This window comes from Amycolatopsis japonica (assembly GCF_000732925.1).
GTDB classification, from domain to species: Bacteria; Actinomycetota; Actinomycetes; order Mycobacteriales; family Pseudonocardiaceae; genus Amycolatopsis; species Amycolatopsis japonica.
Window position 1 is genome coordinate 5,886,598 of the sequence record NZ_CP008953.1, and the last position, 22,350, is coordinate 5,908,947.

A 22,350-nucleotide genomic window follows, 5' to 3' on the forward strand; every position below is an offset into this window, starting at 1 on the left:
GTGCGGGACCGGCTCCAGTTGGTGTGTCAGGCGGGGTTCTTGCCCTGTTCGGCCTGAACCCGTGCCTGAATCTCACGCTGGATGTCCGCGGAGCTCGACGCCTTCGGCGCGGCGGCGGTCTTGCCGTCGGTCACCTGAGCGACGGAGTCACCCTTCATGGACGCGCGGATCTGCTCCAGCCGCGAGTGCCCCGCGAGCTGCGTCGTGGAGGCCTGGACCTCCATCATCCGGCCCTGGACGGAGTTCTGTGCGAGTTCGGCCGAGCCGAGCGCGGTGGTGTAGCGCTTCTCGATCTTGTCGCGAACGTCTTCCAGCGACGGGGTGTTGCCCGGCGCGGCCAGCTGGCTCATCTGGTTCAGCGAAGCGGAGACCTGCTCCTGCATCTTCGCCTGCTCCAGCTGCGAGAGCAGCTTGGTGCGCTCGGCCAGCTTCTGCTGCAGCATGGTCGCGTTGCGCTCGACGGCCTTCTTCGCCTGCTCCGCAGCCTGAAGCGACTGGTCGTGCAGGGTCTTGAGGTCTTCGATGCTCTGCTCGGCGGTGACGAGCTGCGCGGCGAAGCTCTCCGCCGCGTTCTCGAACTCGGTCGCCTTCTGCTCGTCGCCCTTGGCACGCGCCTCGTCGGCGAGCACCAGCGCCTGGCGGGTCGAAGCCTGCAGCTTCTCCACGTCGCCGAGCTGGCGGTTCAGCTTCATCTCCAGCTGACGCTGGTTACCGATCACCGAGGCGGCCTGCTGGGTCAGCGCCTGGTGGTTGCGCTGCGCCTCCTCGATGGCCTGCTGGATCTGTACCTTCGGGTCGGCGTGCTCGTCGATCTTCGACGAGAACGCCGCCATCATGTACTTCCAGAACTTCACGAACGGGTTGGCCATCTCCTCCGCCTGCCTTCTCGCATCCCACGGGCTGTTACCTCGAGGTGGGGCGTCCCCTCTGTGATGTTGCAACGTCCCGACCCCGGCGTTGAGTTCCATCGTGTCAGGTCGGCGTCCCGCGTTCCAGGCGACCCCGACGGAATTCAGGGATCCCCCTGACTGTGACGTCCGCGACCTTTCGGGTTCACCTGCCGGTGACGGTGGGTGAAAACGGCCGGAGTCAGCGCCCCAGGACGGTCTCCTGGTCCATGCGTGACAACTTCTCGGGGTTGCGCACCGCGTAGAGGCCGGTGACGAGACCGTCCTCGACACGCAGCGCGACGACCGTGTCGACCTCCCCGCCGAGCCGGAGGATCAGCGCGGGATGGCCGTTGACCTGCGCCGTGGCCATCGTCGCCGCCTCGTCGCGGACCGGACGGCTCGCCGCCAGCAGCGGCGCGACCAGCGCGGCGCCGACCACGGGCTCCAGCACGGCCTGCACCACTCCGCCGCCGTCACCGAGGAAGACGACGTCCGGTGACAGCACGTCGAGCAGTCCCTGCAGGTCACCGGTCCTGACCGCGCGGTGGAACGCGTCGAGCACGTCCTTGGTCTCGCCGGGGGACGCGGCACCGCGCGGCCGCCGGGCGGCGACGTGCGCCCGCGCCCGGTGGGCGATCTGGTGGACCGCGGCCTGGGTCTTGCCGACGGCTTCGGCGATCTCGCCGTAGGGCACGTCGAACACCTCGCGCAGCACGAACACCGCGCGCTCGGTCGGCGTGAGCGTCTCCAGCACCAGCAGCATCGCCATCGAGACGCTGTCGGCCAGCTCGACGTCGTCGGCCACGTCGGGGCTGGTGAGCAGCGGTTCGGGCAGCCAAGGACCGACGTAGGACTCCTTGCGGCGGCCGAGCGTCCGCAGCCTGCCGAGCGCCTGCCGGGTGGTGATGCGGACCAGGTAGGCGCGCGGGTTCTCCACGGCGCCGAGGTCGACGCCCGACCAGCGCAGCCAGGTCTCCTGCAGGACGTCCTCCGCGTCGGCGGCCGAACCGAGCATCTCGTAGGCGACGGTGAACAGCAGGTTCCGGTGGGCGACGAACGCCTCCGTGGCGGTGTCGGACATGGACTCGCTCCTGTTCTCGGTGACGCGTGGCCCCCACCAGACGCCGCGTCCCCCCGATTTCTGACACGCCGGAGCCGTGGCGCTCGTCACGCCCCGAGCCTGTCAGCGCGGCCGGGCCGTCGGCGTCTGGTGGTCGTCAAGTTCGGCACACGACCACGAAAGAGGACGAGATCATGGATTCCCGTTTCGACCTGAACGGCACCGAGCTCGGCGCCAAGCTCGGCAAGCGCTTCGCGAACGTCAGTGTCGGCATCAAGGGTTCATCCCTGCCCAAGGTCACCCAGGAACTGGTGTCGCTGCGGGCCAGCCAGCTCAACGGCTGCGGGTTCTGCGTCGACGCCCACGCCAAGGATCTGGCGGCCGCCGGGGAACCCGCGGTCCGCGTCAACCTGGTCGCCGCCTGGCGCGAATCGACGGTGTTCACCGAGGCCGAGCAGGCCGCGCTGGCGCTCGCGGAGGAGGGCAGCCGGATCGTCGACGCGCACCAGGGCGTCTCCGACGAGACCTGGGCCCTGGTGCGGAAGCACTACGACGACGATCAGGTCGCCGCGCTGGTCTACCTGGTCGCGATGATCAACGCCGCCAACCGGCTGCTCGTGATCACGCACACCAAAGGTGGCTCCTACCAGGCGGGCACGTTCGACGCGAACTGACGCCGAAGAGGCCCCAGGCGGACTGCCTGGGGCCTCTCCCGTTCACGACCTTCGCTAAGCGGCGACCATCTTCGGTGCGGAGATCGTCGTCCGCAGCGCGGGGCTCATCCGCGGCGGCGGCGAGATCCGCAGGTCGGCCAGGTCGTTGCCGATCAGCTCGGACACCAGCCTGCCGCCTTCGAGCTCGCCCGCTTCGGCGCTTTCCCGCTCCGGAGCGCGCCTCTTGCCCGCTTCGACCTTCTCGGCCACCGGGGCGACCTCGACGTTGTCCATCGCCGAGACGTCCGCCGCGACCTTGTGCAGGAGTTCGCCCAGCGGAAGGTCCAGGGCCTCGCAAATGGACGCCAGCAGCTCGCTGGACGCCTCCTTCTGCCCGCGCTCGACCTCGGACAGGTAACCGAGGCTCACCCTGGCGGCGCGGGAGATGTCCCGCAGCGTTCGACGCTGGTTCGTGCGGGCGTGTCGGAGCCGGTCGCCGATCGCCTCGCGCAACAGCACGGTCATCACGCGCCTCCCTTCCAGGACTGACTACCCCCTACGTTACCCAGAGCGGTGCCCTGGGCGCAGGTGTTGACACGGCAATACGCCAAGGGCGAACGCGGCGATCATGCGAGATGTTCCCCCAGCAGGGCGAACGCGCCGGAGACGGCACCGGCCCTGACCGAGGCTCGATCACCGCTCAAGTCCAGCGTACGGACGGTGAGGACGTCCGGCCCGGCGAGACCGACATGGACGGTGCCGGGAGCGACGCCGTCCTGGCCGTCCGGACCCGCGACGCCGGTCAGGCCGAGACCCCACGTGGCGCCGCACCGGTCCCTCGCGCCGGCGGCCAACTGCGCCGCGACCTCGGGATGCACGGCGCCCTGCGCGGCGAGGAGGTCTTCGTCGACCCCGGCCAGCTTCGCCTTGAGGTCGGTGGCGTAGACCACCAGCCCGCCGCGTACGACGGCACTCGATCCGGGGACCTCGGTCAGCGTCGCGCAGACCAGACCGGCGGTCAGCGACTCGGCCGTCGCCACCGTCTCCCCACGCCCGATCAGGTGAGTGATCAACGTCTCAGCATTCATGCGCCCGCGGCACGCCGTCCCGCCGCGCGCAGCCGGACCGCGCGTACGACGTAGTCGAGACCGGTCACGACGGTCAGCACCAGCGCGAGCCCCATCAGCACCCAGCGCACCGGCTCGGCCGACGCGGGCAGGGGCAGCAGGTACGCGGTGATGGCCGCGATCTGCGCGAGCGTCTTGGCCTTGCCGCCCCGGCTGGCCGGGATGACGCCGTGCCGGATCACCCAGAACCGCAGCAGGGTCACGCCGATCTCGCGGACCGCGATGACGATGGTGACCCACCAGCCCAGTTCACCGAGCACGCTCAAGCCGATCAGCGCGGCGCCGATCAGCGCCTTGTCGGCGATCGGGTCGGCGATCTTGCCGAAGTCGGTGATCAGCCCGTATTTGCGTGCGACCCAGCCGTCGACCTGGTCGGTGAACGACGCGATCGCGAACAGCGCGGTGGCGATCGCGCGCCAGAACGTGTCCTCCCCGTCGCCGGCGAACAGCGCCATCACGAACAGCGGCACCAGCACCAGCCGCGACATCGTGAGCAGGTTCGCCAGGTTCAGGGTCGGGACCGGGGTGGCCTCGGGTACCCGGGCGTGCTCACCGCCCGTCCCCTCACCGGCCCCGGCGTCGCTCGGGGCGGCATTCACCGGTCGGCCTCGGGCGGCGCGGGCCGCACGATCAGGTCGACACCCTCGGAGTCGACGACCTCACAGCGGACGAAGTCGCCCACCGCGAGCTGGGGCAGGTCTTCGGTCTCGACGAGGACGCATTCGCCGTCGACCTCGGGGGCCTGGTGCGCGGCGCGGCCGATCGGGTCCTCGCCGTCCTCCGCCTGCTCGATCAGGACGTCGACGAAATCCCCGATGCGGTCCTCGGCGCGCTGCGAGGTCAGCTCCTCGACCAGCGCGGAGATCCGCGCGACCCGCTCGGCCACCACGGACTCGTCGAGTTTGCCGTCGAAGGTCTCGGCCTCGGTGCCGTCCTCGTCGGAGTAACCGAACACGCCCACCGCGTCGAGCCGCGCGCCGTTGAGGAAGCGCTCCAGCTCGGCGACGTCCTCTTCGGTCTCGCCGGGGAACCCGACGATGACGTTGGTGCGGATGCCGGCGTTCGGCGAGTGCTCCCGGATCTGGTCGCACAGCGCGAGGAACGAGTCCGTGGAGCCGAAGCGGCGCATGCGGCGCAGCACGGTCTCGCTGGAGTGCTGGAAGGACAGATCGAAGTAGTCGGCCACACCCGGGGTGGTCGCGATGGCCTTGACCAGGCCGGGGCGTGTCTCGGCGGGCTGCAGGTACGAAACGCGGACGCGTTCGATACCGGGCACCGCGGCCAGGCGCGGCACCAGCAGCTCCAGCGCGCGGGCGCCGTCGCGGCCGAAGTCCTTGCCGTAGGAGGTGGAGTTCTCCGAGACGAGGAAGACCTCCTTGACGCCGTTCTCCGCGAGCCACATCGCCTCGGCGACGATCTCGTCCGGCTGCCGCGACACGAAGGAGCCGCGGAAGGACGGGATCGCGCAGAACGAGCAGCGGCGGTCGCAGCCGGAAGCGATCTTCAGCGCGGCCACCGGGGAGGTGTCGAGCCTGGTCCGCAGCACGCGCGGGCCCCAGCCGTGCTGCGCGTGGCCGGGCACCTCGACCGACTCGGCGGCGGTCGGGCGCTGGACCGGGCTGATCGGCAGCAGCTTGCGGCGGTCGGACGGCGTGTGCGACTCGACCTTGCGGCCGGCCACGACGTCGTCGAGACGCTCGGCGAGGTCGGCGTAGTGATCGAAGCCCAGGACCGCGTCGGCCTCGGGCAGGCTCTCGGCCAGCTCGTTGCCGTAGCGCTCGGCCATGCAGCCGACGGCGACGACCTTCTTGCCGGTGTCGGACGCCGCGAGCAGCGTGTCGACGGAGTCCTTCTTCGCGGATTCGACGAAGCCGCAGGTGTTGACGACCACGACGTCGGAGTCCTCGGGCTCGGCGGCGAGCTCCCAGCCGCCCGCCGCCAGCCGTCCGGCGAGCTCCTCGGAATCGACCTCGTTGCGGGCGCAACCGAGGGTCAACAAGGAAACGCGACGGGTGGCGACAGGATCAGTGGTGGGAGAAGGCACGTGCCTTAGGGTAGCTGGCCTGTTCGCGGGGTCGGCGATCGCTCGCTCGGGCGAGCCCTCGACCGGGCCGGGCGCCGGGGATGGCTTAATGGTGGACGTGCCCTCAGACCCTCTCCCGCACCGCCGCCCCACCGTCCGCCGGGCGCGGATCGCGGACGTCCGCAAGATCAAGGCGCTGGTCGACTCCGACGCCGGGACGGTGCTGCTGGAGAAGGAACTCGTCACCCTCTACGAGAGCGTCCAGGAGTTCTGGGTGGTCGAGGACGGCGACGACGTGCTCGGCTGCGGCGCGCTCCACGTGCTGTGGGAGGACATCGCGGAGCTGCGCACCATCGCGGTCGACAAGGACTCCCGGGGGCGCGGCATCGGGCACGCGCTGGTCGGGCAGCTGATCGACTTCGCGCGCGAGATCGGGCTGAAACGGCTGTTCGTGCTGACCTTCGAGACCCATTTCTTCGCCGGGCACGGCTTCGTCGAGATCGACGGGACGCCGGTGACCCAGGAGGTCTACGAGGAGATGCGGCGCTCGGCGGATCCGGGTGTGGCGGAGTTCCTCGACCTGCCGTACGTGAAGCCGAACACCTTGGGCAACAGCCGGATGCTGCTGGAGCTCTAGCTCTTCGCGGCGTGGCGCGCGACCCGCACCCGGTTGCCGCACAGCGACGGCGTGCACCACACCCGCCGGCTGTTGGCCGCCACGAACAGCATCGAGCAGTCGTGCGCGCCGCATCGCCGCAGCTGAGCCGCGCGCGGTCCGGACACGAGGGCGATCGCCGCGACCGCGACGGCGGCGAGGGCGATCTCCCCGCCGTCCTCGCCGTGCCAGCACGTCTCCGCTCCCCCGTCGATCAGCCGCGGACTGGTCGGGACGGCGGCCGCGGCCGCGTTCACCCGCTCCACCGCCCACGCCTCGGGCTCCCGCGCCGCCACGACCGCCTCCAGCAGTTCGCGCACCGCCGAACGCAGCCGTCTCGTCTGCTCGGGTGAAGGCGCGCTGGCGCCTTCCGGCAGAGCCTGTGCCGACCAGAACTTCGCATGGCCGTCGTCGAGCAGGTCGATCGACGGCGAGACGGCCAGCATGACCGTGTCGGCGAGGTTCACCGCGAGATCGTCACCGGGAAGCGAGTCGAGATCGAGCATGCCTTGACACTATCAGGTACTAATGGTTCTAGACAGTTTTAACCATTAGGGAGTGTTCATGGCGACCATCCGGCACCGTTCCGTCAAGCTCGGCGACGTCGAGGTCTTCTATCGCGAAGCCGGCGACCCCGAAGCGCCCGTGTTGCTCCTGCTGCACGGCTACCCGACGTCTTCGCACCAGTTCGTGCGGCTGATGCGGCGTCTCGCCGGCCGGTGGCGGCTCGTCGCCCCGGACCTGCCGGGCTTCGGCCAGACCGTCACGCCCGAGGGCTTCACGTTCACCTTCGACCGGCTCGCGGAGGTCGTCGGCGAGTTCGTGGACGCGCTGGAGCTGCGGCGATACGCGCTCTACGTCTTCGATTTCGGCGCTCCGACGGGCCTGCGGCTGGCGGTGTCGCGGCCCTCCCAGATCACGGCGCTGATCACGCAGAACGGCAACGCCTACGTCGAGGGGCTCGGCCCGGCGATGCCGGACTTCCCTTCCCTGACCGACGAAACCGAGGCGCGGCGCGGCTTCGAAGCGATCCTCGAACCGGAACAGATCCGCTACCAGTACACCGGCGCCCGCGACCCGGAGGCCATCGATCCCTCGAACTACCTGCTGGACGAGTACTTTCTCGGCCTGCCCGGCCGGGCGGAGGCGATGTTGGACCTGTTCTGGGACTACCGGAACAACCCGCCCGCGTACCCGAAGTTCCAGGCGTGGCTGCGCGAAGCCCAGCCGCCCGTGCTCGCGGTGTGGGGTCGCAACGACCCGTTCTTCGTCCCGGCGGGAGCCGAGGCTTTCCGGAAAGATGTTCCCTCGGCGGAGGTCCACCTCTTCGACACCGGGCATTTCGCGCTGGAGGAGGACCTCGAACCGATCAGCGACCTGATCGACCGCTTCCTGGCGAAGAATCTGTAGAAGGGCGGCACATGGACACCTCGGTCACCGACCACCTGCTGAGCACGACGCGGGCGGTCCGCCGCAAGCTCGACCTGGACCGGCCGGTGGAACCCGAGGTGCTCGACGAGTGCCTGCGGCTCGCGCTGCAGGCACCCACACCGGGCAACCAGCAGGCGTGGCGGTGGCTCGTCGTGCGGGAGCAGAGCGTGAAGGACCGGCTGTCCGAGCTGTTCCGGCGGGTCGGGAAGGCGTACCTGGAGACGAACGCGGCGGCACTGGGCGAGGCGATCACCGAGCCTTCCGTGGCGCGGGCGTTCGCGTCGGGACAGCACCTGATCGACGTGATCGACCGGGTGCCCGTATTCGTCATCCCGTGCCTGACCGGCAGGCCGAGCGGCGACAACGCGACCGACGCCGCGTTCTACGGCGGGATCTTCCCCGCGGTATGGAACTTCCAGCTGGCGCTGCGGTCACGCGGCCTCGGCTCGACGCTCACGACGTACCACCTGACCCACGAGGCGGAGGCGGCCGGAATCCTCGGCATCCCCGCCGACGTCACGCAGGTCGGGTTGCTGCCGGTCGCCTACACGACGACGCCGGATTTCAAACCCGCGGCGCGGGTGCCGCTGTCCGAAGTCGCGTATCTCGACGGCTGGGGCAATCCCCTTTAGGCCTTGGACACCCGCAGGGTGACCTGGTCGCCCCCCGAACTCACGGCGACCAGGTCCACCCGGCAGGCGGCGAACTCGACGGCCTGCCTGCCACCCCGTCCGGTGGAAGCGAGGGCCGCCGTCGTCCGCTCGCCGCGTCCCGGTTCGGCCAAGGTCAGCTCGACCACGGCCTCCCCTTCCCAGACGCAGACCATTCCCGCGGCGCAGCGGGAATCGGACACCAGACGAGCGAAGCGGATGCTGACGTCCTTCGACGCGACCTCGGTCGTGTCACCGGTCTTGAGGACGACGGTCTCCCCCAGCTCGACGCTGTTCTGGGCGTCGCGGGCTGGCTGAGGCCGCTGGACCGGCGCGGGCTGGGCCTGCGCCGGTTGCTCGCGCGCGGCGGAGCTGCCGGCCCCGCAGGCGAGGCCGACCAGTGCGCAGAGGACGACGAGCAGCTTCTTGAGGTCCACGGGTCAAGGACGTAGCGGAGGCTCCGGTCCGTTGCACCGGTCTTCAGTTGATCTTTTCGACCAAGGCCCAGACGCCGGTGGACGGGTTCCGACCGTGCTCGAAGCCCAACTCGACGTTGTGCTTCTTCGCGCGCTGGACAGCAGCCTCGATCCCGCTCTCGTAGTCCGCGAACCGCAACGCCGACTTGCTGAAGCCCGGCACGTGCTTGACCAGGCGTTTCGCCACGTCCCCGTAGCAGGTCAACGGCGCCGAACAAGCCTCGAAATGAAGCAGCAACCAGAACTCGAAGCACGGATTCGAGATCGCCAGATTGATCCGGAGCCTGCCGGCCGTCGCCGCGGCCTTGTCGAGGTCGAACTCGTCGACGTCGACCACGCACCACACCTCGTCGTGCGTTCCCTCCGCACGATCGCGCATTCCCGCCGCGTACTTGACCACTGTGTCCGGGTCGCCGCGCTTCGCCTTGATCTTGATGGTGACGGCCGGGTTACGCCGTGCCCGTTTGAGCCCCTCGAAATACGCGGGCTCCGTGGCCTCGGCACCGCAGACGACGAGGACCGACGTTCGCTCCTCCCTGAACGCCGACCGCCTCCGGCCACTGTTCTCCCGGCGAGTCATCTGCCCAGCACTGCCTCGGCGAAGTCACCCAGCACCGGAACGGCCCCATAGCTACCGGCGAGATAGCGCCGTTCGGTGTTCTGGTCTTTGCGCGGCTTGAAGTCCGTGAGCGGGTAAAGCTCGCTTACTCCTTGAGCGTTCTTGTCGACGAACCAGATCTGGTCTCGTTCCAGCACGCTCTCGCCGAGCATGGTGCCCAGGAGAGTCGTGTCATGGGTGGTGAAGACGAGTTGGGCACCTCGTCGATTGATGTCCTGATCACGGAACAAACCGATCAGCTCCGCCACGAGTTTGGGATGGAGGCTGGTGTCGATCTCGTCCACGACGAAGGCCCACCCGTTGTCCAGCACGGTCAGCACGGTCGGCAAGAGCCCGAGCCAATTGTTCGTCCCGGCCGATTCGTCGAACAGGCTGAAGGGCTCGGACCCCTGACCATGGTGGAGTCGTACCGAACGATGGTCGCTGCCCTTGTCCTGCCAGACGACCATGTCGGTGATCCCGGTGTCGGCGGCTCGCAGCAAGGCGATCAATCGCGCCCGGTTGTCCGGGTCCACGTCGATGAAATCGGTGACCCTTCGCTGCACTTCGAGCGGCTCCCACTGCTGATTCCTGAGCCACACCCGCAGTTCTTGTTTGAACCAGCGATAGACCGGGACCAGGGGACCCAGCTGCAGCCGGTCACAGACACTGAGCAAGAGCGCGTTCGGCTGGATCAACTCCTCCAGCACGGCGAATTTGCTCTTGAGGTCCGCGGTCGTGCTCCCGAATCGGACGCTGCCACCCTGCCGTTCGAAGATGACTCGCCGACGCTTCTCCGGATAGGTGTAGAGCCATTCCTCCACCACCCGGTCGGCCGTGGTCTCACCGTCGATCCGGAACCCATAGGTGTAACGGACGTCGTCGAGCATCAGTTCCACGACATAAGTCGACGGGCGCCTGCTGTCCCCCGAGCCGAGCCGGAAGTGACTCTGATCGAGAAGGCTCCAGTAACCCTCCACCAGGAACCTCATGGTGAAGAGACCGTCGAGCAGATTCGACTTTCCGGAGGCGTTCGCCCCGTAGATGGCCGCCACGGGAACCGCCGCGCGCTCGTCCCCCGGCATCGCGGGCATCAGGAGCAACTCCTGCTCGTCGCGAAAAGAGCGATGGTTGCCCAACCGGAAGCTTCGAAGCACCCTGATCACCTCCCTGGCAAAGTTTCAGGCCGTTCTGTGACAGTAAACCGCACAGAACGGCCTGAAGCATCATCCAGGGTCTGGTTCAGTCGTCGGAGACGTCGCCGCCGTTCGCGTCCCCGCCGCCGCGGATCATGAACAGCACCGACTCCAGCTCCTCCGGCTTGATCAGCACGTCTCGCGCCTTCGAGCCCTCCGAAGGACCGACGACCCCCCGGCTTTCCAGCAGGTCCATCAGGCGCCCGGCCTTGGCGAAGCCGACCCGCAGCTTCCGCTGCAGCATCGACGTCGAACCGAACTGCGAGGTGACGATCAGCTCGGCGGCCTGCAGCAGCACGTCGAGGTCGTCGCCGATGTCGGAGTCGATTTCCTTCTTCTCGCCCGCCTTCGCCGCGGTGACGCCGTCGGTGTAGTCCGGCTGCGCCTGCTCCTTGGCGAAGTTCACCACCGCGGCGATCTCTTCGTCGCCGACGAACGCGCCCTGGATGCGCACCGGTTTCCCGGCGCCCATCGGCAGGTACAGCGCGTCACCCATACCGATGAGCTTCTCCGCGCCCGGCTGGTCGAGGATGACCCGCGAGTCGGTGAGCGACGACGTCGCGAACGCCAGCCGCGACGGCACGTTGGTCTTGATCAGGCCGGTCACGACGTCGACCGACGGGCGCTGGGTCGCCAGCACCAGGTGGATACCGGCGGCACGCGCCTTCTGGGTGATCCGGACGATCGCGTCCTCGACGTCGCGCGGGGCGGTCATCATCAGGTCGGCGAGCTCGTCGACGATCGCCATGATGTACGGGTACGGCGCGTACACGCGCTCGCTGCCCGGCGGCGCGGTGATCTCGCCCGAGCGCACCTTCTTGTTGTAGTCGTCGATGTGCCGGACCTTGTTGACCTGCATGTCCTGATACCGCTGCTCCATCTCCTCCACCAGCCAGGCCAGCGCGGCGGCGGCCTTCTTCGGCTGGGTGATGATGGGCGTGATCAGGTGCGGGATGCCTTCGTACGGGGTCAGCTCGACCATCTTCGGGTCGATCAGGATCATCCGGCACTCGTCCGGCGTCGACCGCGCGAGCAGCGACACCAGCATCGAGTTGACGAAGCTCGACTTACCGGAACCGGTGGACCCCGCCACCAGCAGGTGCGGCATCTTCGTCAGGTTCGCGGTGACGAAATGGCCTTCGATGTCCTTGCCGAGCCCGATGACCATCGGGTGGTTGTCCTTGACCGTCGACGGCGCGCGCAGCACGTCGCCGAGGCGCACCATCTCGCGGTCGGAGTTCGGCACCTCGATGCCGACCGCGGATTTGCCGGGGATCGGCGCCAGCAGCCGGACGTTGTCGGTCGCCACCGCGTAGGCGATGTTCTTGGTGAGCGCGGTGATCTTCTCGACCTTCACGCCGGGGCCGAGTTCGACCTCGTACCGGGTGACCGTCGGTCCCCGCGTGAAGCCGGTGACCTGCGCGTCGACGTTGAACTGCTCCAGCACGCCGGTGATCGCCTCGATCATGGCGTCGTTGGCCTTGCTGCGGGACTTCGGCGCGTCGCCGAGCTTCAGCAGGTCCGGCGGCGGGAGTTTGTAGTCGCCCTCGACGGTCCTGGTGACCGACAGCGGAGCCTCGGCCTTCTTCGGCTTCTTCTCCTCGACAGGCTTGGGTGCGGGCTTCGGCGCGCGCAGCGGCGTCGGCGCCTCGGCCAGCGCGGCTTCGATGTCGAGTTGCTCGCCCTCCTGGTCACCCGTGGCCTGGCGGCGGCGCGACGGCTTCCGCAGGCGGACCGATTTCGGGTCGGCTTCGGTGACGGCGTCGCGTTCCTCGTGGATGGCCTTGCGCTCGGCTTCGGCTTCCTCGATCTCCTCGGGGTCGAGGCCCCAGTTGCGCAGGCGGTGCGGGATCTCCCTCACCGGGGTCCCGGTGAACACGAGCGTGCCGAACAGCAGCGCCAGCACCAGCAGCGGCACGGCGACCCAGGTGGTGACCCCCATGGTCAGCAGGCCGCCGGAGAACGCGCCGATCACGCCACCGGCGTACATCCGGCCGTCGTTGGTCTCGGGCAGCGCGGTGAAGATGTGCAGCAGGCCGAGTACCGCCAGGACCACCAGCAGGGTGCCGATGACCATCCGCGGCCGGGCTTCGGGCACCGGTTCCGACCGCATCAGCGCGACGGCCACCACGGTGAGCACCAGCGGGAGCGTCACCGCTCCGGCGCCGAGCAGCGAACGGGCGCCGACCTCCACCCAGCCGCCGATCGGGCCGGCGGCCCGCCACCAGACGCCGAACGCGATCACCAGCGCCAGCGCGATGAGACCGAGGGCGAGACCGTCGCGTCGGTGCTCGGGTTCCAGTTCGCGGCCGCGGCCGACCGTTCGTGCGAGGGTGCCGAGGCCCTTCGCGAGCAGATTCCAGGTGCCGCGCACGCCTTTGGCGAACGTGCCGGACGAGCGTTTCCGCGGCGCCGGACGCCGTGGTGCGGGCTTCCTCGCAGCCGTTGACCTGGGCTTCGCCGGGGTACGCGGCTTTCGCGCCGGCCCCTTGCTGCCGCCGCTTCGCGCCGTACTCCGCTTCCTGGTCGTCGACCCGCTAGCCATGTCTCCACGGTAACCGCCTCGACCCTCCAGCCCCGGCCGCCACTCGGAGCACATCCGGAACATTCGTCTCAGGTCACAGCTTGAGCGGCCATCCGGGTGAAAAGCCGTTCATGAAATGCTCTGCGCATGTTCGCGCTGCATCAGGATGAGAATTCGGCTCGCCGCGCCCCGGCCATTTGGCGCACGATGCTGAACATCGACCGGGGGCTGGTCAACTTCGTCGGCAAACTCACCGTGACCGGCGGTGTTTCGGCGGAACTGCGTCGGCGGCCCCTGCTCATGACGGCCAACCACATCGGCGTGTTCGACGCGTTCGTGCTGATGGCGGCCTGCAAACGGATCGGCATCAACCCGCGGTTCATGCTGGCGGGCGGCATCCTCGACGCGCCGGTCATCGGCCCGGCGCTGCGGGTCAGCGGCCACCTGCGGGTCGACCGCAAAGAGGCGTCGACGGCCATCGGCCAGTTCGCCGAGGCCGCCGAGGCGCTGCGGACCACTCGCGACCCGCTGATCGTCTATCCGGAGGGCCGGATCAGCCACGATCCGGGCCTGTGGCCGGAGCGCGGCAAGACCGGCGCGGCGCGGCTCGCGCTGGCCGCCGGGGTGCCGGTGATCCCGATCAGCCAATGGGGCGCGCACGAAGCCGTCTATTGGGGGACGGAGACCGTCAACGGCCCCGCCGACCTGGTGCCGCTCGCCAAGTCCGGGCTGAGCGCGCCCATGCGGCGGCCGCGGTTCAAGGTGCACTTCGGCGAGCCGGTGGACCTGTCGGAGGTCGAGCCGGAGCGCCCGGGCGCCGGGGTCCGCGCGCACGCCAAGATCATGCAGGCGATCACCGACGGCCTGGTCCCGCTGCGCCGCGACGAACTGGACAAGCCCCGGTTCCACGACCCGACGCGGCCGACGGACACCGTCAGCCCCTGGAAGAAGCACTGAGTTCCGGATTCTGAGACGGGGGCTCACGCTCGCCTAGGGTCGGCGGACGTGAGCACCCGCATCCTCATCGTCTACTACAGCGCGACCGGCAACACCGCGAAACTGGCGTCGGCACTGGCCGACGGCGCCCGCGAGGCCGAAGCCGACGTCCGCGTCCGCACGGTTCCCGAGACCGCCCCACCCGGCGCGGTGGCGAGCAATCCGCGCTGGCAGGCGTGGGTGGACGCGGGGCCGCACCACGAGACGGCGACGCTGGAAGACCTGGAATGGGCCGACGGTTTCGCGGCGGGCAGCCCGACCCGGTTCGGCGGCCCCGCCGCGCAACTGAAGTCCTTTTTGGACAGTACGGGTGGCCTGTGGGCCAAGGGAAAGCTCGTGAACAAGGTCGCGACCTCGTTCACCACCGCGTCCACCGCGCACGGCGGGCTCGAATCGACCGTGCTGGCGACGAACAACATCTTCTACCACTGGGGCGCCATCGTCCTGCCGCTCGGCTACACCGACCCCCACCTGCTCGAATCGGGCAATCCGTACGGCGGCTCGTTCGTCTCGCGCAAGTCCGCCGAACCCGACGACCTCGCCCTCGACGCCCTTCGTCTGCAGGGGCGGCGGCTCGCCACCGTCTCGCGCTACATCGCCGACGGGCTTTTCAAGGACGGGTGAAGGGAACCGCGCGTCCGTCTCCCGCGTCGTAGGGTGGTCACACAGCGTCACGCTACGGGGAGGAAGCGGGATGACCGGCGGGTACGAGGTGGCCTTGGCGTCGATCGGCGCGGCGTCAGGCGCGGCGAAACGGGCTTCGGCCGACGTCGGGAAGGTGGACCTCGCGGCCACCCTCGCCGGCGTCGCGACCGGCTTGCCGGGTGGCGTTTCCGGTGAAGCGGCCCGGCTGCTGGCGGACGCCTGGAGCCGCGCGGTGCCTGACTGGGCGCAGAACACCGCCGACTACGCCGAACGGCTCGACGAGGCGGCCGTCCGCTACCGCGCCAACGAGCTGGCGGCGTCACGGGAACTCCCCGTCTGATGCTCACCTGGGGAGACGTACGCCGGTGGGATCCGGCCGCGATCGGCGAGGTCGCCGACGCGCTCAACGGCGGTTGCACCCGGATCATCGCCGCCAACGACGACGTCGAAGCCATGGCGCGCTTCACGAACTGGACCGGCGACGCGGCCATCGCCGCGACGACGCGGGGTGAATCGCTGACCTCCACCCTGGAGCGGCTCGTCGCCCAGGCGTCCGCGGTGCGGCGGGGCGCGCACGAGGTGCAGATCGCGCTGGACCGGATCGTCGCGTTCGTACGGGAGACCGACGAACTGGCGCGACGGAACGGGCTGGCCATCGGTCCCGGCGGCGAGATCACGCCCGCGGGTGTTCCGTCGCCCGACCAGCCGCGTGTGATGGCGGAACTGGCGGACAGGGTCGAACAGGGCCTGCGCCGCGCGACCGACGTCGACGCCGATTTCGCCGAGATCCTGCGCCGCGCGCTGCGGGGCGAGATCACCGAACAGGGTGGCGGCACGCTCGCCCAAGCGGCCGACGCCGGAGCCGCGCAAAGCGGCCTGTCGATCATCGGCCCGCCGGAGAACGGCACGCCCGGTGACAACAAGGCGTGGTGGGCGAGTCTGTCGGACACGGCGAAAGTCGCCCTGCTGCAAGGAAATCCGGGACTCGTCGGGAATCTCGACGGCATCCCGGCGACCGACCGCGACGCCGCCAACCGCGCCGTCCTCGCCCGCGAGATCGCGCGGCTCCAAGGCGATCCCAAACTCAGAGGCCTCGAAGCCATCCAACAGCGGCTGGACCGGTCGGACCCGCAGGCGTTCCTGCTGGGGCTGGACACCGGCGGCGACGGGAAGGCGATCGTTTCCGCGGGGAATCCCGACACCGCGGTGAACGTGGCGACGTACGTGCCGGGGACCGGCTCGGAGCTGTCGAAGATCGGCGGCGACCTCAACCGGTCCGACAAGATGTGGGCCGCGGCGACCACGTCGGGCTCCCCGTCGACCGCCGTGGTCACCTGGCTCGGCTACGACGCGCCGAACGAGATCACCGACGCCGCGAGCGCCGAGTACGCCGATGGCGGCAAGGCGGCGCTCGCGCAATTCCAAGACGGGCTAAGGGAAACGCATCAAGGCGCACCCTCGCACAACACGGTGATGGGGCACAGCTACGGCACCACCGTCGTCGGGCACGCGGCCGTCGACGGCGGCCTCGCCGCGGATGAACTCGTCTTCGTGGCGAGCCCCGGCGTCGGCGCGCACGACGTGAGCGAACTGCATCTCGACGGGGTGAATCAGGACGAGATCGGCAAGCATGTGCACGCGACCGTGGCCGAGCACGACATGATCAACCTGGCGAACCTCGAGATCGCCGGGTACGACCCGATCCTCGGCCAGGACCCGGCCGACGCGGACTTCGGCGGGCAGGTCTTCACGTCGGCGCCGGGGACGGACGGATGGGGCGGGTACAGCAAGGAAGCGCACAGCGAATACTGGGAAGACAACAACCCGTCGTTGAACAATCTCGGCCAGATCATCGCCGGGAAACCGACGACGTGAACCGGGCCCTCACATTCATCCTCGCCTCGCTGATGTTCTCGGCGGCCTGTTCCCCTGGAGGTGGGGACGACATGGAATCGACGATCACCGAACAGCAGGCTCGCGACAAGGTCGAGCAGTACATCCAAGGCGCGCTGTCGGCGTTGCCCGCCGGTGCCGAGTTGAAGCCGTTCACGCGGAACCGCTCCGAATGCACGGACCCGACCGACAAAGGCCCGCTGGGCCGCTTCGAGATCTCCGCGACCTACGAGATCATCGGACTGGACTCCGCGCGGTTCGCCGAGCATTTCACGGCGATCACCCAGTGGTGGGAGTCGCACGCATTCAAGATCCTGACCGACTCCCGGCCGACGGATCAGTACGTCTTCGCCCGCAACACCGGCGATGCCTTCGACATGTCGATCAAGGCGAACGACCTCGGCAAGTTCTACGTCGGCGCCACCTCCCCCTGCGTCTGGCCGAACGGCACCCCCGAACCCCAGGCCCTCGAAGCCACCGAGCCCGAGCAGCCGGTCGCCGCTCCCCCGGAGCCGGAGCCGTCGCGCAAACCGCGTCGCGCCCCCGTCGACGACGAGGACTTCGCCCAGACGAACTGGACCGACGGCGGCGCCTCCTTCTGACCGCTCGCCGTAAGTCCGAAGACCAGCCGGTGGGAAAACGGGTCGCCCCACAGTCACCCGGCCTCTACCCTCCGGCCGTGACCGCCGAACTCGCCGCCGCCCCCAGCCAGCACGTCGCGCATCGCGGCCGGGGCATCACGCTGATCCTGCTCGCCGCGCTCTTCTTCGGCACGTCGGGTGTGCTGGGCAAACCGGCGATGCAGGCCGGGTTGTCGCCGGAGCAGGTCGCGGCGATCCGCATCGGGCTGTCGGCGATCGTGTTGCTCGCGCTGGTCGCAGTCTTCCGGCCGAAACTCCTCAAAGTCACGAAGAACGAGTGGCCGCTGCTGCTCGCGTACGGCTCGCTCGGTGTCGCGGGCGTCCAGCTCATGTACTTCCTCTCGGCGGGCCGGATCCCGGTCGGGATCGCGATCCTGCTCGAGTTCACCTCGCCGGTGCTGATCGCGCTGTGGGTGCGGTTCGTGCGCCGCGTGCGGCTGCCGCGGGCGATGTGGGCGGGGATAGCGCTGGCGATGACGGGGCTCGTGCTGGTCGCGCAGGTCTGGGAGGGGCTCAGCCTGGACGTCCTCGGGTTGCTCGCCGGGCTCGGCGCCGCCGTCTGTTCGGCGGGCTACTTCCTCCTCGGCGAGCGGGGCGTCGCGGACCGGGATCCGCTCGGCATGGTCACCTGGGGGATGACGATCGGCGCGGTGCTGGTGTGCGCGGTCGCCCCGCCGTGGACGATCCCGTGGGGTGTCCTCGACGCGCCGACGACGTTCGGGCCGTGGGAGCCGCCGGTGTGGTCGCTACTGATCGCGCTGGTGCTGATCGCGACCGTTCTCGCCTACGCGACGGGTATGGCGGCGCTCCGTCATCTCCCGGCGTCGGTGGCGAGCGTCGTCGGGCTGGTCGAGCCGCTGATCGCCGCCGCCGCGGCCTGGCTGCTGCTGGGCGAGGCGCTCAGCTGGATCCAGGCCGCCGGCGCGGTGGTGCTGCTGACCGGCGCCTACATCGTCCAGTTGAATTCGAACGTGGTCCAGACGGACTCAACCCTGCTGGAAGCCCCGTAGGTCGCCGATCTCCTGCTGCTGCGAACGCGAAGTCGTCGCGGCGAGGTCTCGGGCGTCGGGGTTGCGGCCGTGCTGGGTCTCGGCGTCGGCGATGCGGACGCCGGCCTCGCGCTGACGCAGCAACCGCGTGACGAACTGGCGGTCGAAGTCCTTTCCGGACAGTCCGGCCAGTTCCGCCATGTCGCCGGGACTGACGTACCCGTCGCGCTGGACGTGTTCGAGGTTCGGGTCGTCGGGCGCGGGCTGCCCCCACGCCTCGATGAGCCCGGAGAGCCGCGCGATCTCCGGTTCGTGCGTGTCGATGATCCGCTTCGCGAGCACCTTCAGCTGATCGTTCGCCGCGCGGGTTTCCGCCAGGGAAGCCAGATCCATGCCCTGCTGGTGGTGTGCGAGGGCCTGCCGCGCGAAGGCGACATCGGCGTCGTTGAACGGGACGGCGGCCTGCTGCGCCACCGGCGACGACCCGGGCGGCGCCGTCTGCGACTGGGGCGCCTCGTCCGAGCAGCCCGCGAGCGCGACGGCGGCCAGGGCGACGGCGGGCAGGAACCGGAGGACGGCGTGCGGCATCGAAGAGCTCCTCGGAACGCGCGGTGGAGTGCCTAGGTTGGCAGAGTCCACATCGGCCTGTTCACCTGGGGTTGCGCAAACACTTTTCCTCCCGGCCTCGCGGTGCGACAATCCCGCGATCCGCCGCCGCTCCGACAGGAGGTAACCGCGACATGGACTCCGGAACCACGCGCGAACGGCCGGGACTGCGCCCGGACCTGCGGCAACGGCACGTGCGGATGATCGCCCTCGGCGGCATCATCGGCGCGAGCCTGTTCATCGGCAGCGGCGCGGTCATCCACACCGTCGGCCCGGCGGCCGTCCTCTCCTACGCCATCGGCGGCCTGATCGTCGTGCTGGTGATGCGGATGCTCGGCGAGATGGCGACCGCCTCGCCGTCTCAAGGGTCCTTCATGGAGTACGCGCGGACGTCGCTCGGCGGCTGGGCGGGCTTCACCGTCGGCTGGCTGTACTGGTACTTCTGGGTCGGCGTGGTCGCGTTCGAGGCCGTCGCCGGGGCGAAAATCCTCCAGACCTGGATTCCCGTTGTGCCGCAATGGATCTTCTCGCTGGTGCTGATGCTGCTGCTGACCGCGACGAACCTCGCCTCCGCCCGTTCGTTCGGCGAGACGGAGTTCTGGCTCGCGTCGGTCAAGATCGCCACGATCGTGGTGTTCCTCGTGGTGGGCATCCTGTTCGTGCTCGGCGCCTGGCCCGGCGGTTCGTTCTCGGTCGGCAACATCGCGCAGGACGGTTTCCTCGCCAACGGCCCGTTCTCGGTGGTGCACGGGGTGGTGATCGTGATCTTCTCCTACTTCGGCGCGGAGATCGTCACCATCGCCGCCGCCGAATCACGGGAACCCGAGACCGCCGTGCGCAAGGCGACCTCGTCGATCGTGTGGCGCGTCATCGTGTTCTACGTCGGCTCCGTGACCCTGCTGGTGATGATCACCGGCTGGCGTGACATCCCGACCACGACCAGCCCGTTCGCCGCCGCGTTCGGCCGGTTCGGCATCCCGGCCGCCGAGACCGTGGTCAGCGCGGTGGTGCTGACGGCCGTGCTGTCGGTGCTGAATTCGGGGCTGTACACCGCTTCCCGCATGTTGTTCGCGTTGCGCGGCAACGGCTGGGCGCCGAAATGGATCGCGGACACGAACCGGCGCGGCGTCCCGTGGAAGGCGATCCTGGTGTCCACTTCGGTCGGTTACGTGGCCGTGGTGATGAACTTCGTGTCCCCGGACAAGATCTTCTACTTCATCATCAACTCCGCCGGCGCGGTCGCGTTGTTCGTCTACGCGATCATCGCGGGTTCGCAGCTGCGGATGCGGCGACGTCTGGAGGCCGAGGCGCCGGAACGGCTGAAACTGCGCATGTGGGGTTACCCATGGCTGAGCTGGCTCACCCTCGCCGGGACGCTGGCCGTGGTCGCGTCGATGTTGTTCGTGGACGACGACACGCGGGCCCAGCTCTACCTGAGCCTGATCAGCCTGGCGGTGATCCTCGGCGTGTACTTCATCCAGCGCCGGCGATCCGGCCGAGAGCCCCGTAGAACACCTCTTCGATCTTCGCGGGATCACGGCTGAGGAAGGCCTGTCCACCGGCGGGCGCGACGAGCTGCCCGAGTTCGGTCTCGTCGGCGTCCGGGCCGATCCCGATGGCGATCACCGGCACCGGAGGCTCCCGGTCGCGCAGCTTTCCCAGCTCGGCCACCAGGTTCTCGCGGCTGATGCCGCCGGGATCGGTGTTGCGGCCGTCGGTCATCACGATGACGAGGTTCAGCTTTCCCCGCTCGAATTCCTTGTGCGCCAGCCGGTAGACGTCGAGGACGCTGTCGTAGAGCCCGGTCTGCCCGTCCGGTACGGCGCGGACGGCACGCAACCGATCGACCGCCGCCAGCTGCTGCCCGACCGGGGCCATCGGCAGGATCTCCCGGTAGTCCCGCTCACCGTCCACTTTGGTCGCGAAGGCCAGAAAACGGACCTGTGACGTGGATTTGAACAAGTGCAGGGCGTTCTCCGCCGCCTCCAGCGTGATCGCCAGGCGGGATTTCCCGGTTCCCGGGACCGGCGCGCTCATCGAGCCGGAGACGTCGATCAGCACCTGGACCCGGGCGCTCGCGTTCACCCCGGCCCAGTGGCTGAGCGCCTTGTCGACCTCGGCGGCGGCCGGGATCTCGCTACTTCGCTGTCCATGTGCCTCGACGCGTCGATCGGTTTCGGTCAGCCGCAACGCTTGCCCGCCCGGGGCACGCAGTTCGGACCGCGTGCCGGTCGCGGCGCCGTAGAGCAGGGCGCGTTTGAGCTCCGCGACGGCCTCGGCCTGCCGCGGGGTCGCCCCCGCGATCTCGACGAACGGATAGTCGAGCGCCATGGCCGCGGGCGAGTACACGGCCACCAGCGCGGTCTCGCCTTCGGAGAGCCCGGAATTGTGCCGCAGCACCGCGTTCTCCGCCGCGGGGAACACCGTCGCACCCGAAGTGGTGGCGGAGAACTTCCGGAGCAAGGCGACGTACGCGGCGGCCGGGTCCGAGTCATCCTCCGTGACCTCGCGGAGTGCCAGCAGCGCCGAGACTCCGACGGGATCGCGTGCCGGATCCGGCATTCCGGCGACGATCCCGGCGTGGCCCAGCACTTCCGGCCACGTCAGCGGCTCGCGGGGCCAGCCGAGCGCCCGCGCGACCGGTTCCGCGACCGCGAGCACCACCGGGGAACTGGCGATCGACGGCCCCGACGGCGGAACACCGGTGGCCCGCCTCAGGAACAGCGTCGACGACGGGATCCAGGCCTGAGGCTTGGGCGCGGTTCCGGAGAGTTCCTTCGCCATCTGAAGGGATTCCCGGGGCTGGATGTCGAACGCGACACACGCGAGATCGAGGGCGTCCGCCGCCTCCGCGACGGCGGGGGCGATGTCGGGTGACGCGGCGACGACCACCCGCGTGGTCTCGCAGTCGGGTTCGGACCGCGCCATGGCCACGGCGACCCAGGTGGCCGCGCCGAGCACGGCCACCAGCGCGAGCGCCAGCAGCGGGAGCAGTATCCGTCTTCGGGTCCTGCTGGTGGCGTGGCGTCCCATCGGCTCTCCCGGCATGGGGCTCGAGGAGCGTCCGAGGGTACGCCGAGCGCACCCCTAGGGGAAGGCTACGACTTTCGGCGTAGAGAAACCCTACCGAGGCGGGAGGTGCCCCGACGCGGCTCGCGAAACACTTGCCCGGTAAGGAAAACACTCGAAACCGGGGGAATTCGTGATGAACCGGCCCACCCGTGCGGAACAGCGCAAAGCGCGCAACGCCCTCTTCGGCCAGGCGATCACGGTCGCCTTCGCGCTGCTGCTCGCGGC

The 22,350-nt window shown here is 69.3% G+C and carries 24 protein-coding genes; 11 read left to right on the forward strand and 13 right to left on the reverse strand.

What is annotated here, in order from left to right; genetic code table 11:
- Positions 1-26 precede the first annotated feature (26 nt).
- Positions 27-869: a PspA/IM30 family protein gene (locus AJAP_RS27160; protein WP_007029352.1), complete on the reverse strand. Its 843-nt coding sequence runs from the start codon at positions 867-869 to the stop codon at positions 27-29.
- Between the two features lie 220 nt (positions 870-1,089).
- On the reverse strand, positions 1,090-1,971 hold the full coding sequence (locus AJAP_RS27165) for an RNA polymerase sigma-70 factor (protein WP_038516485.1): 882 nt from the start codon (positions 1,969-1,971) through the stop codon (positions 1,090-1,092).
- Between the two features lie 173 nt (positions 1,972-2,144).
- On the opposite strand from AJAP_RS27165, the gene AJAP_RS27170 reads away from it, so the two are divergent.
- A complete protein-coding gene (locus AJAP_RS27170) occupies positions 2,145-2,624 on the forward strand; it encodes a carboxymuconolactone decarboxylase family protein (protein ID WP_038516488.1) in 480 nt (159 codons plus the stop codon).
- A 54-nt stretch (positions 2,625-2,678) separates the two neighbouring features.
- Here the strand turns inward: AJAP_RS27170 and AJAP_RS27175 are convergent, their stop codons facing one another.
- From AJAP_RS27175 to rimO, 4 genes are all read right to left on the reverse strand, one after another.
- Positions 2,679-3,128 carry a helix-turn-helix domain-containing protein gene (locus tag AJAP_RS27175; protein WP_038516491.1) on the reverse strand — a complete coding sequence of 150 codons (450 nt, stop codon included), beginning with the start codon at positions 3,126-3,128 and terminating at the stop codon, positions 2,679-2,681.
- Between the two features lie 101 nt (positions 3,129-3,229).
- Positions 3,230-3,691: a CinA family protein gene (locus AJAP_RS27180; protein ID WP_038516494.1), complete on the reverse strand. Its 462-nt coding sequence runs from the start codon at positions 3,689-3,691 to the stop codon at positions 3,230-3,232.
- Positions 3,688-4,329: a CDP-diacylglycerol--glycerol-3-phosphate 3-phosphatidyltransferase gene (gene pgsA, locus AJAP_RS27185; RefSeq protein ID WP_037343142.1), complete on the reverse strand. Its 642-nt coding sequence runs from the start codon at positions 4,327-4,329 to the stop codon at positions 3,688-3,690. The genes AJAP_RS27180 and pgsA overlap by 4 nt, the downstream gene beginning before the upstream one ends.
- Entirely contained in the window at positions 4,326-5,774 is a 1,449-nt protein-coding gene (gene rimO / locus AJAP_RS27190) for a 30S ribosomal protein S12 methylthiotransferase RimO (RefSeq protein WP_038516497.1), read from the reverse strand. The genes pgsA and rimO overlap by 4 nt, the downstream gene beginning before the upstream one ends.
- 88 nt (positions 5,775-5,862) lie before the next feature.
- Between rimO and AJAP_RS27195 the strand changes: the two genes are divergently transcribed.
- The gene (locus AJAP_RS27195) at positions 5,863-6,390 is read left to right on the forward strand and encodes an amino-acid N-acetyltransferase (protein WP_016332644.1); all 528 of its coding nucleotides are present in this window, start codon (positions 5,863-5,865) and stop codon (positions 6,388-6,390) included.
- Here AJAP_RS27195 and AJAP_RS27200 read toward each other — a convergent pair.
- Positions 6,387-6,914: a CGNR zinc finger domain-containing protein gene (locus AJAP_RS27200; RefSeq protein ID WP_038516502.1), complete on the reverse strand. Its 528-nt coding sequence runs from the start codon at positions 6,912-6,914 to the stop codon at positions 6,387-6,389. The genes AJAP_RS27195 and AJAP_RS27200 overlap by 4 nt on opposite strands.
- 58 nt (positions 6,915-6,972) lie before the next feature.
- Between AJAP_RS27200 and AJAP_RS27205 the strand changes: the two genes are divergently transcribed.
- Positions 6,973-7,818, forward strand: a complete 846-nt coding sequence (locus AJAP_RS27205) for an alpha/beta fold hydrolase (protein ID WP_038516505.1) — start codon at positions 6,973-6,975, stop codon at positions 7,816-7,818.
- Between the two features lie 11 nt (positions 7,819-7,829).
- On the forward strand, positions 7,830-8,471 hold the full coding sequence (locus AJAP_RS27210) for a nitroreductase family protein (RefSeq protein WP_038516508.1): 642 nt from the start codon (positions 7,830-7,832) through the stop codon (positions 8,469-8,471).
- On the opposite strand, the gene AJAP_RS27215 is transcribed toward AJAP_RS27210, so the two are convergent.
- The 4 genes from AJAP_RS27215 to AJAP_RS27230 form a co-directional block, all read right to left on the reverse strand.
- Entirely contained in the window at positions 8,468-8,926 is a 459-nt protein-coding gene (locus AJAP_RS27215) for a hypothetical protein (protein ID WP_038516510.1), read from the reverse strand. The genes AJAP_RS27210 and AJAP_RS27215 overlap by 4 nt on opposite strands.
- Before the next feature lie 43 nt (positions 8,927-8,969).
- The gene (locus AJAP_RS27220; protein ID WP_037343132.1) at positions 8,970-9,545 is read right to left on the reverse strand and encodes an RloB family protein; all 576 of its coding nucleotides are present in this window, start codon (positions 9,543-9,545) and stop codon (positions 8,970-8,972) included.
- The gene (locus AJAP_RS27225) at positions 9,542-10,720 is read right to left on the reverse strand and encodes an AAA family ATPase (RefSeq protein ID WP_038516513.1); all 1,179 of its coding nucleotides are present in this window, start codon (positions 10,718-10,720) and stop codon (positions 9,542-9,544) included. The genes AJAP_RS27220 and AJAP_RS27225 overlap by 4 nt, the downstream gene beginning before the upstream one ends.
- An 85-nt stretch (positions 10,721-10,805) precedes the next feature.
- Positions 10,806-13,133 (reverse strand): DNA translocase FtsK, encoded by a 2,328-nt coding sequence (locus AJAP_RS27230; protein WP_038516516.1) that lies wholly within the window; start codon positions 13,131-13,133, stop codon positions 10,806-10,808.
- Between the two features lie 297 nt (positions 13,134-13,430).
- Between AJAP_RS27230 and AJAP_RS27235 the strand changes: the two genes are divergently transcribed.
- The 6 genes from AJAP_RS27235 to AJAP_RS27260 all read left to right on the forward strand — a co-directional run bounded on the left by AJAP_RS27235 (position 13,431) and on the right by AJAP_RS27260 (position 18,468).
- The gene (locus AJAP_RS27235) at positions 13,431-14,240 is read left to right on the forward strand and encodes a lysophospholipid acyltransferase family protein (protein WP_038516517.1); all 810 of its coding nucleotides are present in this window, start codon (positions 13,431-13,433) and stop codon (positions 14,238-14,240) included.
- A 48-nt stretch (positions 14,241-14,288) separates the two neighbouring features.
- Positions 14,289-14,903, forward strand: coding sequence for an NAD(P)H:quinone oxidoreductase (gene wrbA / locus AJAP_RS27240; RefSeq protein ID WP_038516521.1), 615 nt, complete (start codon positions 14,289-14,291; stop codon positions 14,901-14,903).
- A 70-nt stretch (positions 14,904-14,973) separates the two neighbouring features.
- On the forward strand, positions 14,974-15,264 hold the full coding sequence (locus AJAP_RS27245; protein ID WP_038516524.1) for a hypothetical protein: 291 nt from the start codon (positions 14,974-14,976) through the stop codon (positions 15,262-15,264).
- Positions 15,264-16,799 (forward strand): alpha/beta hydrolase, encoded by a 1,536-nt coding sequence (locus tag AJAP_RS27250; RefSeq protein ID WP_038516527.1) that lies wholly within the window; start codon positions 15,264-15,266, stop codon positions 16,797-16,799. The genes AJAP_RS27245 and AJAP_RS27250 overlap by 1 nt, the downstream gene beginning before the upstream one ends.
- Before the next feature lie 71 nt (positions 16,800-16,870).
- Positions 16,871-17,419: a hypothetical protein gene (locus AJAP_RS27255; protein WP_038516530.1), complete on the forward strand. Its 549-nt coding sequence runs from the start codon at positions 16,871-16,873 to the stop codon at positions 17,417-17,419.
- A 77-nt stretch (positions 17,420-17,496) separates the two neighbouring features.
- Positions 17,497-18,468, forward strand: coding sequence for an EamA family transporter (locus tag AJAP_RS27260; protein WP_038523919.1), 972 nt, complete (start codon positions 17,497-17,499; stop codon positions 18,466-18,468).
- Here the strand turns inward: AJAP_RS27260 and AJAP_RS27265 are convergent.
- Positions 18,445-19,035 (reverse strand): DUF305 domain-containing protein, encoded by a 591-nt coding sequence (locus AJAP_RS27265; protein WP_038516533.1) that lies wholly within the window; start codon positions 19,033-19,035, stop codon positions 18,445-18,447. The genes AJAP_RS27260 and AJAP_RS27265 overlap by 24 nt on opposite strands.
- Positions 19,036-19,187: 152 nt before the next feature.
- Here AJAP_RS27265 and AJAP_RS27270 point away from each other — a divergent pair, with 152 nt between their 5' ends.
- Positions 19,188-20,597 carry an amino acid permease gene (locus AJAP_RS27270; RefSeq protein ID WP_038516536.1) on the forward strand — a complete coding sequence of 470 codons (1,410 nt, stop codon included), beginning with the start codon at positions 19,188-19,190 and terminating at the stop codon, positions 20,595-20,597.
- Here AJAP_RS27270 and AJAP_RS27275 read toward each other — a convergent pair.
- Positions 20,527-22,086, reverse strand: coding sequence for a VWA domain-containing protein (locus AJAP_RS27275; protein ID WP_038516539.1), 1,560 nt, complete (start codon positions 22,084-22,086; stop codon positions 20,527-20,529). The two genes, AJAP_RS27270 and AJAP_RS27275, sit on opposite strands and share 71 nt — an antisense overlap.
- Positions 22,087-22,350 lie beyond the last annotated feature (264 nt).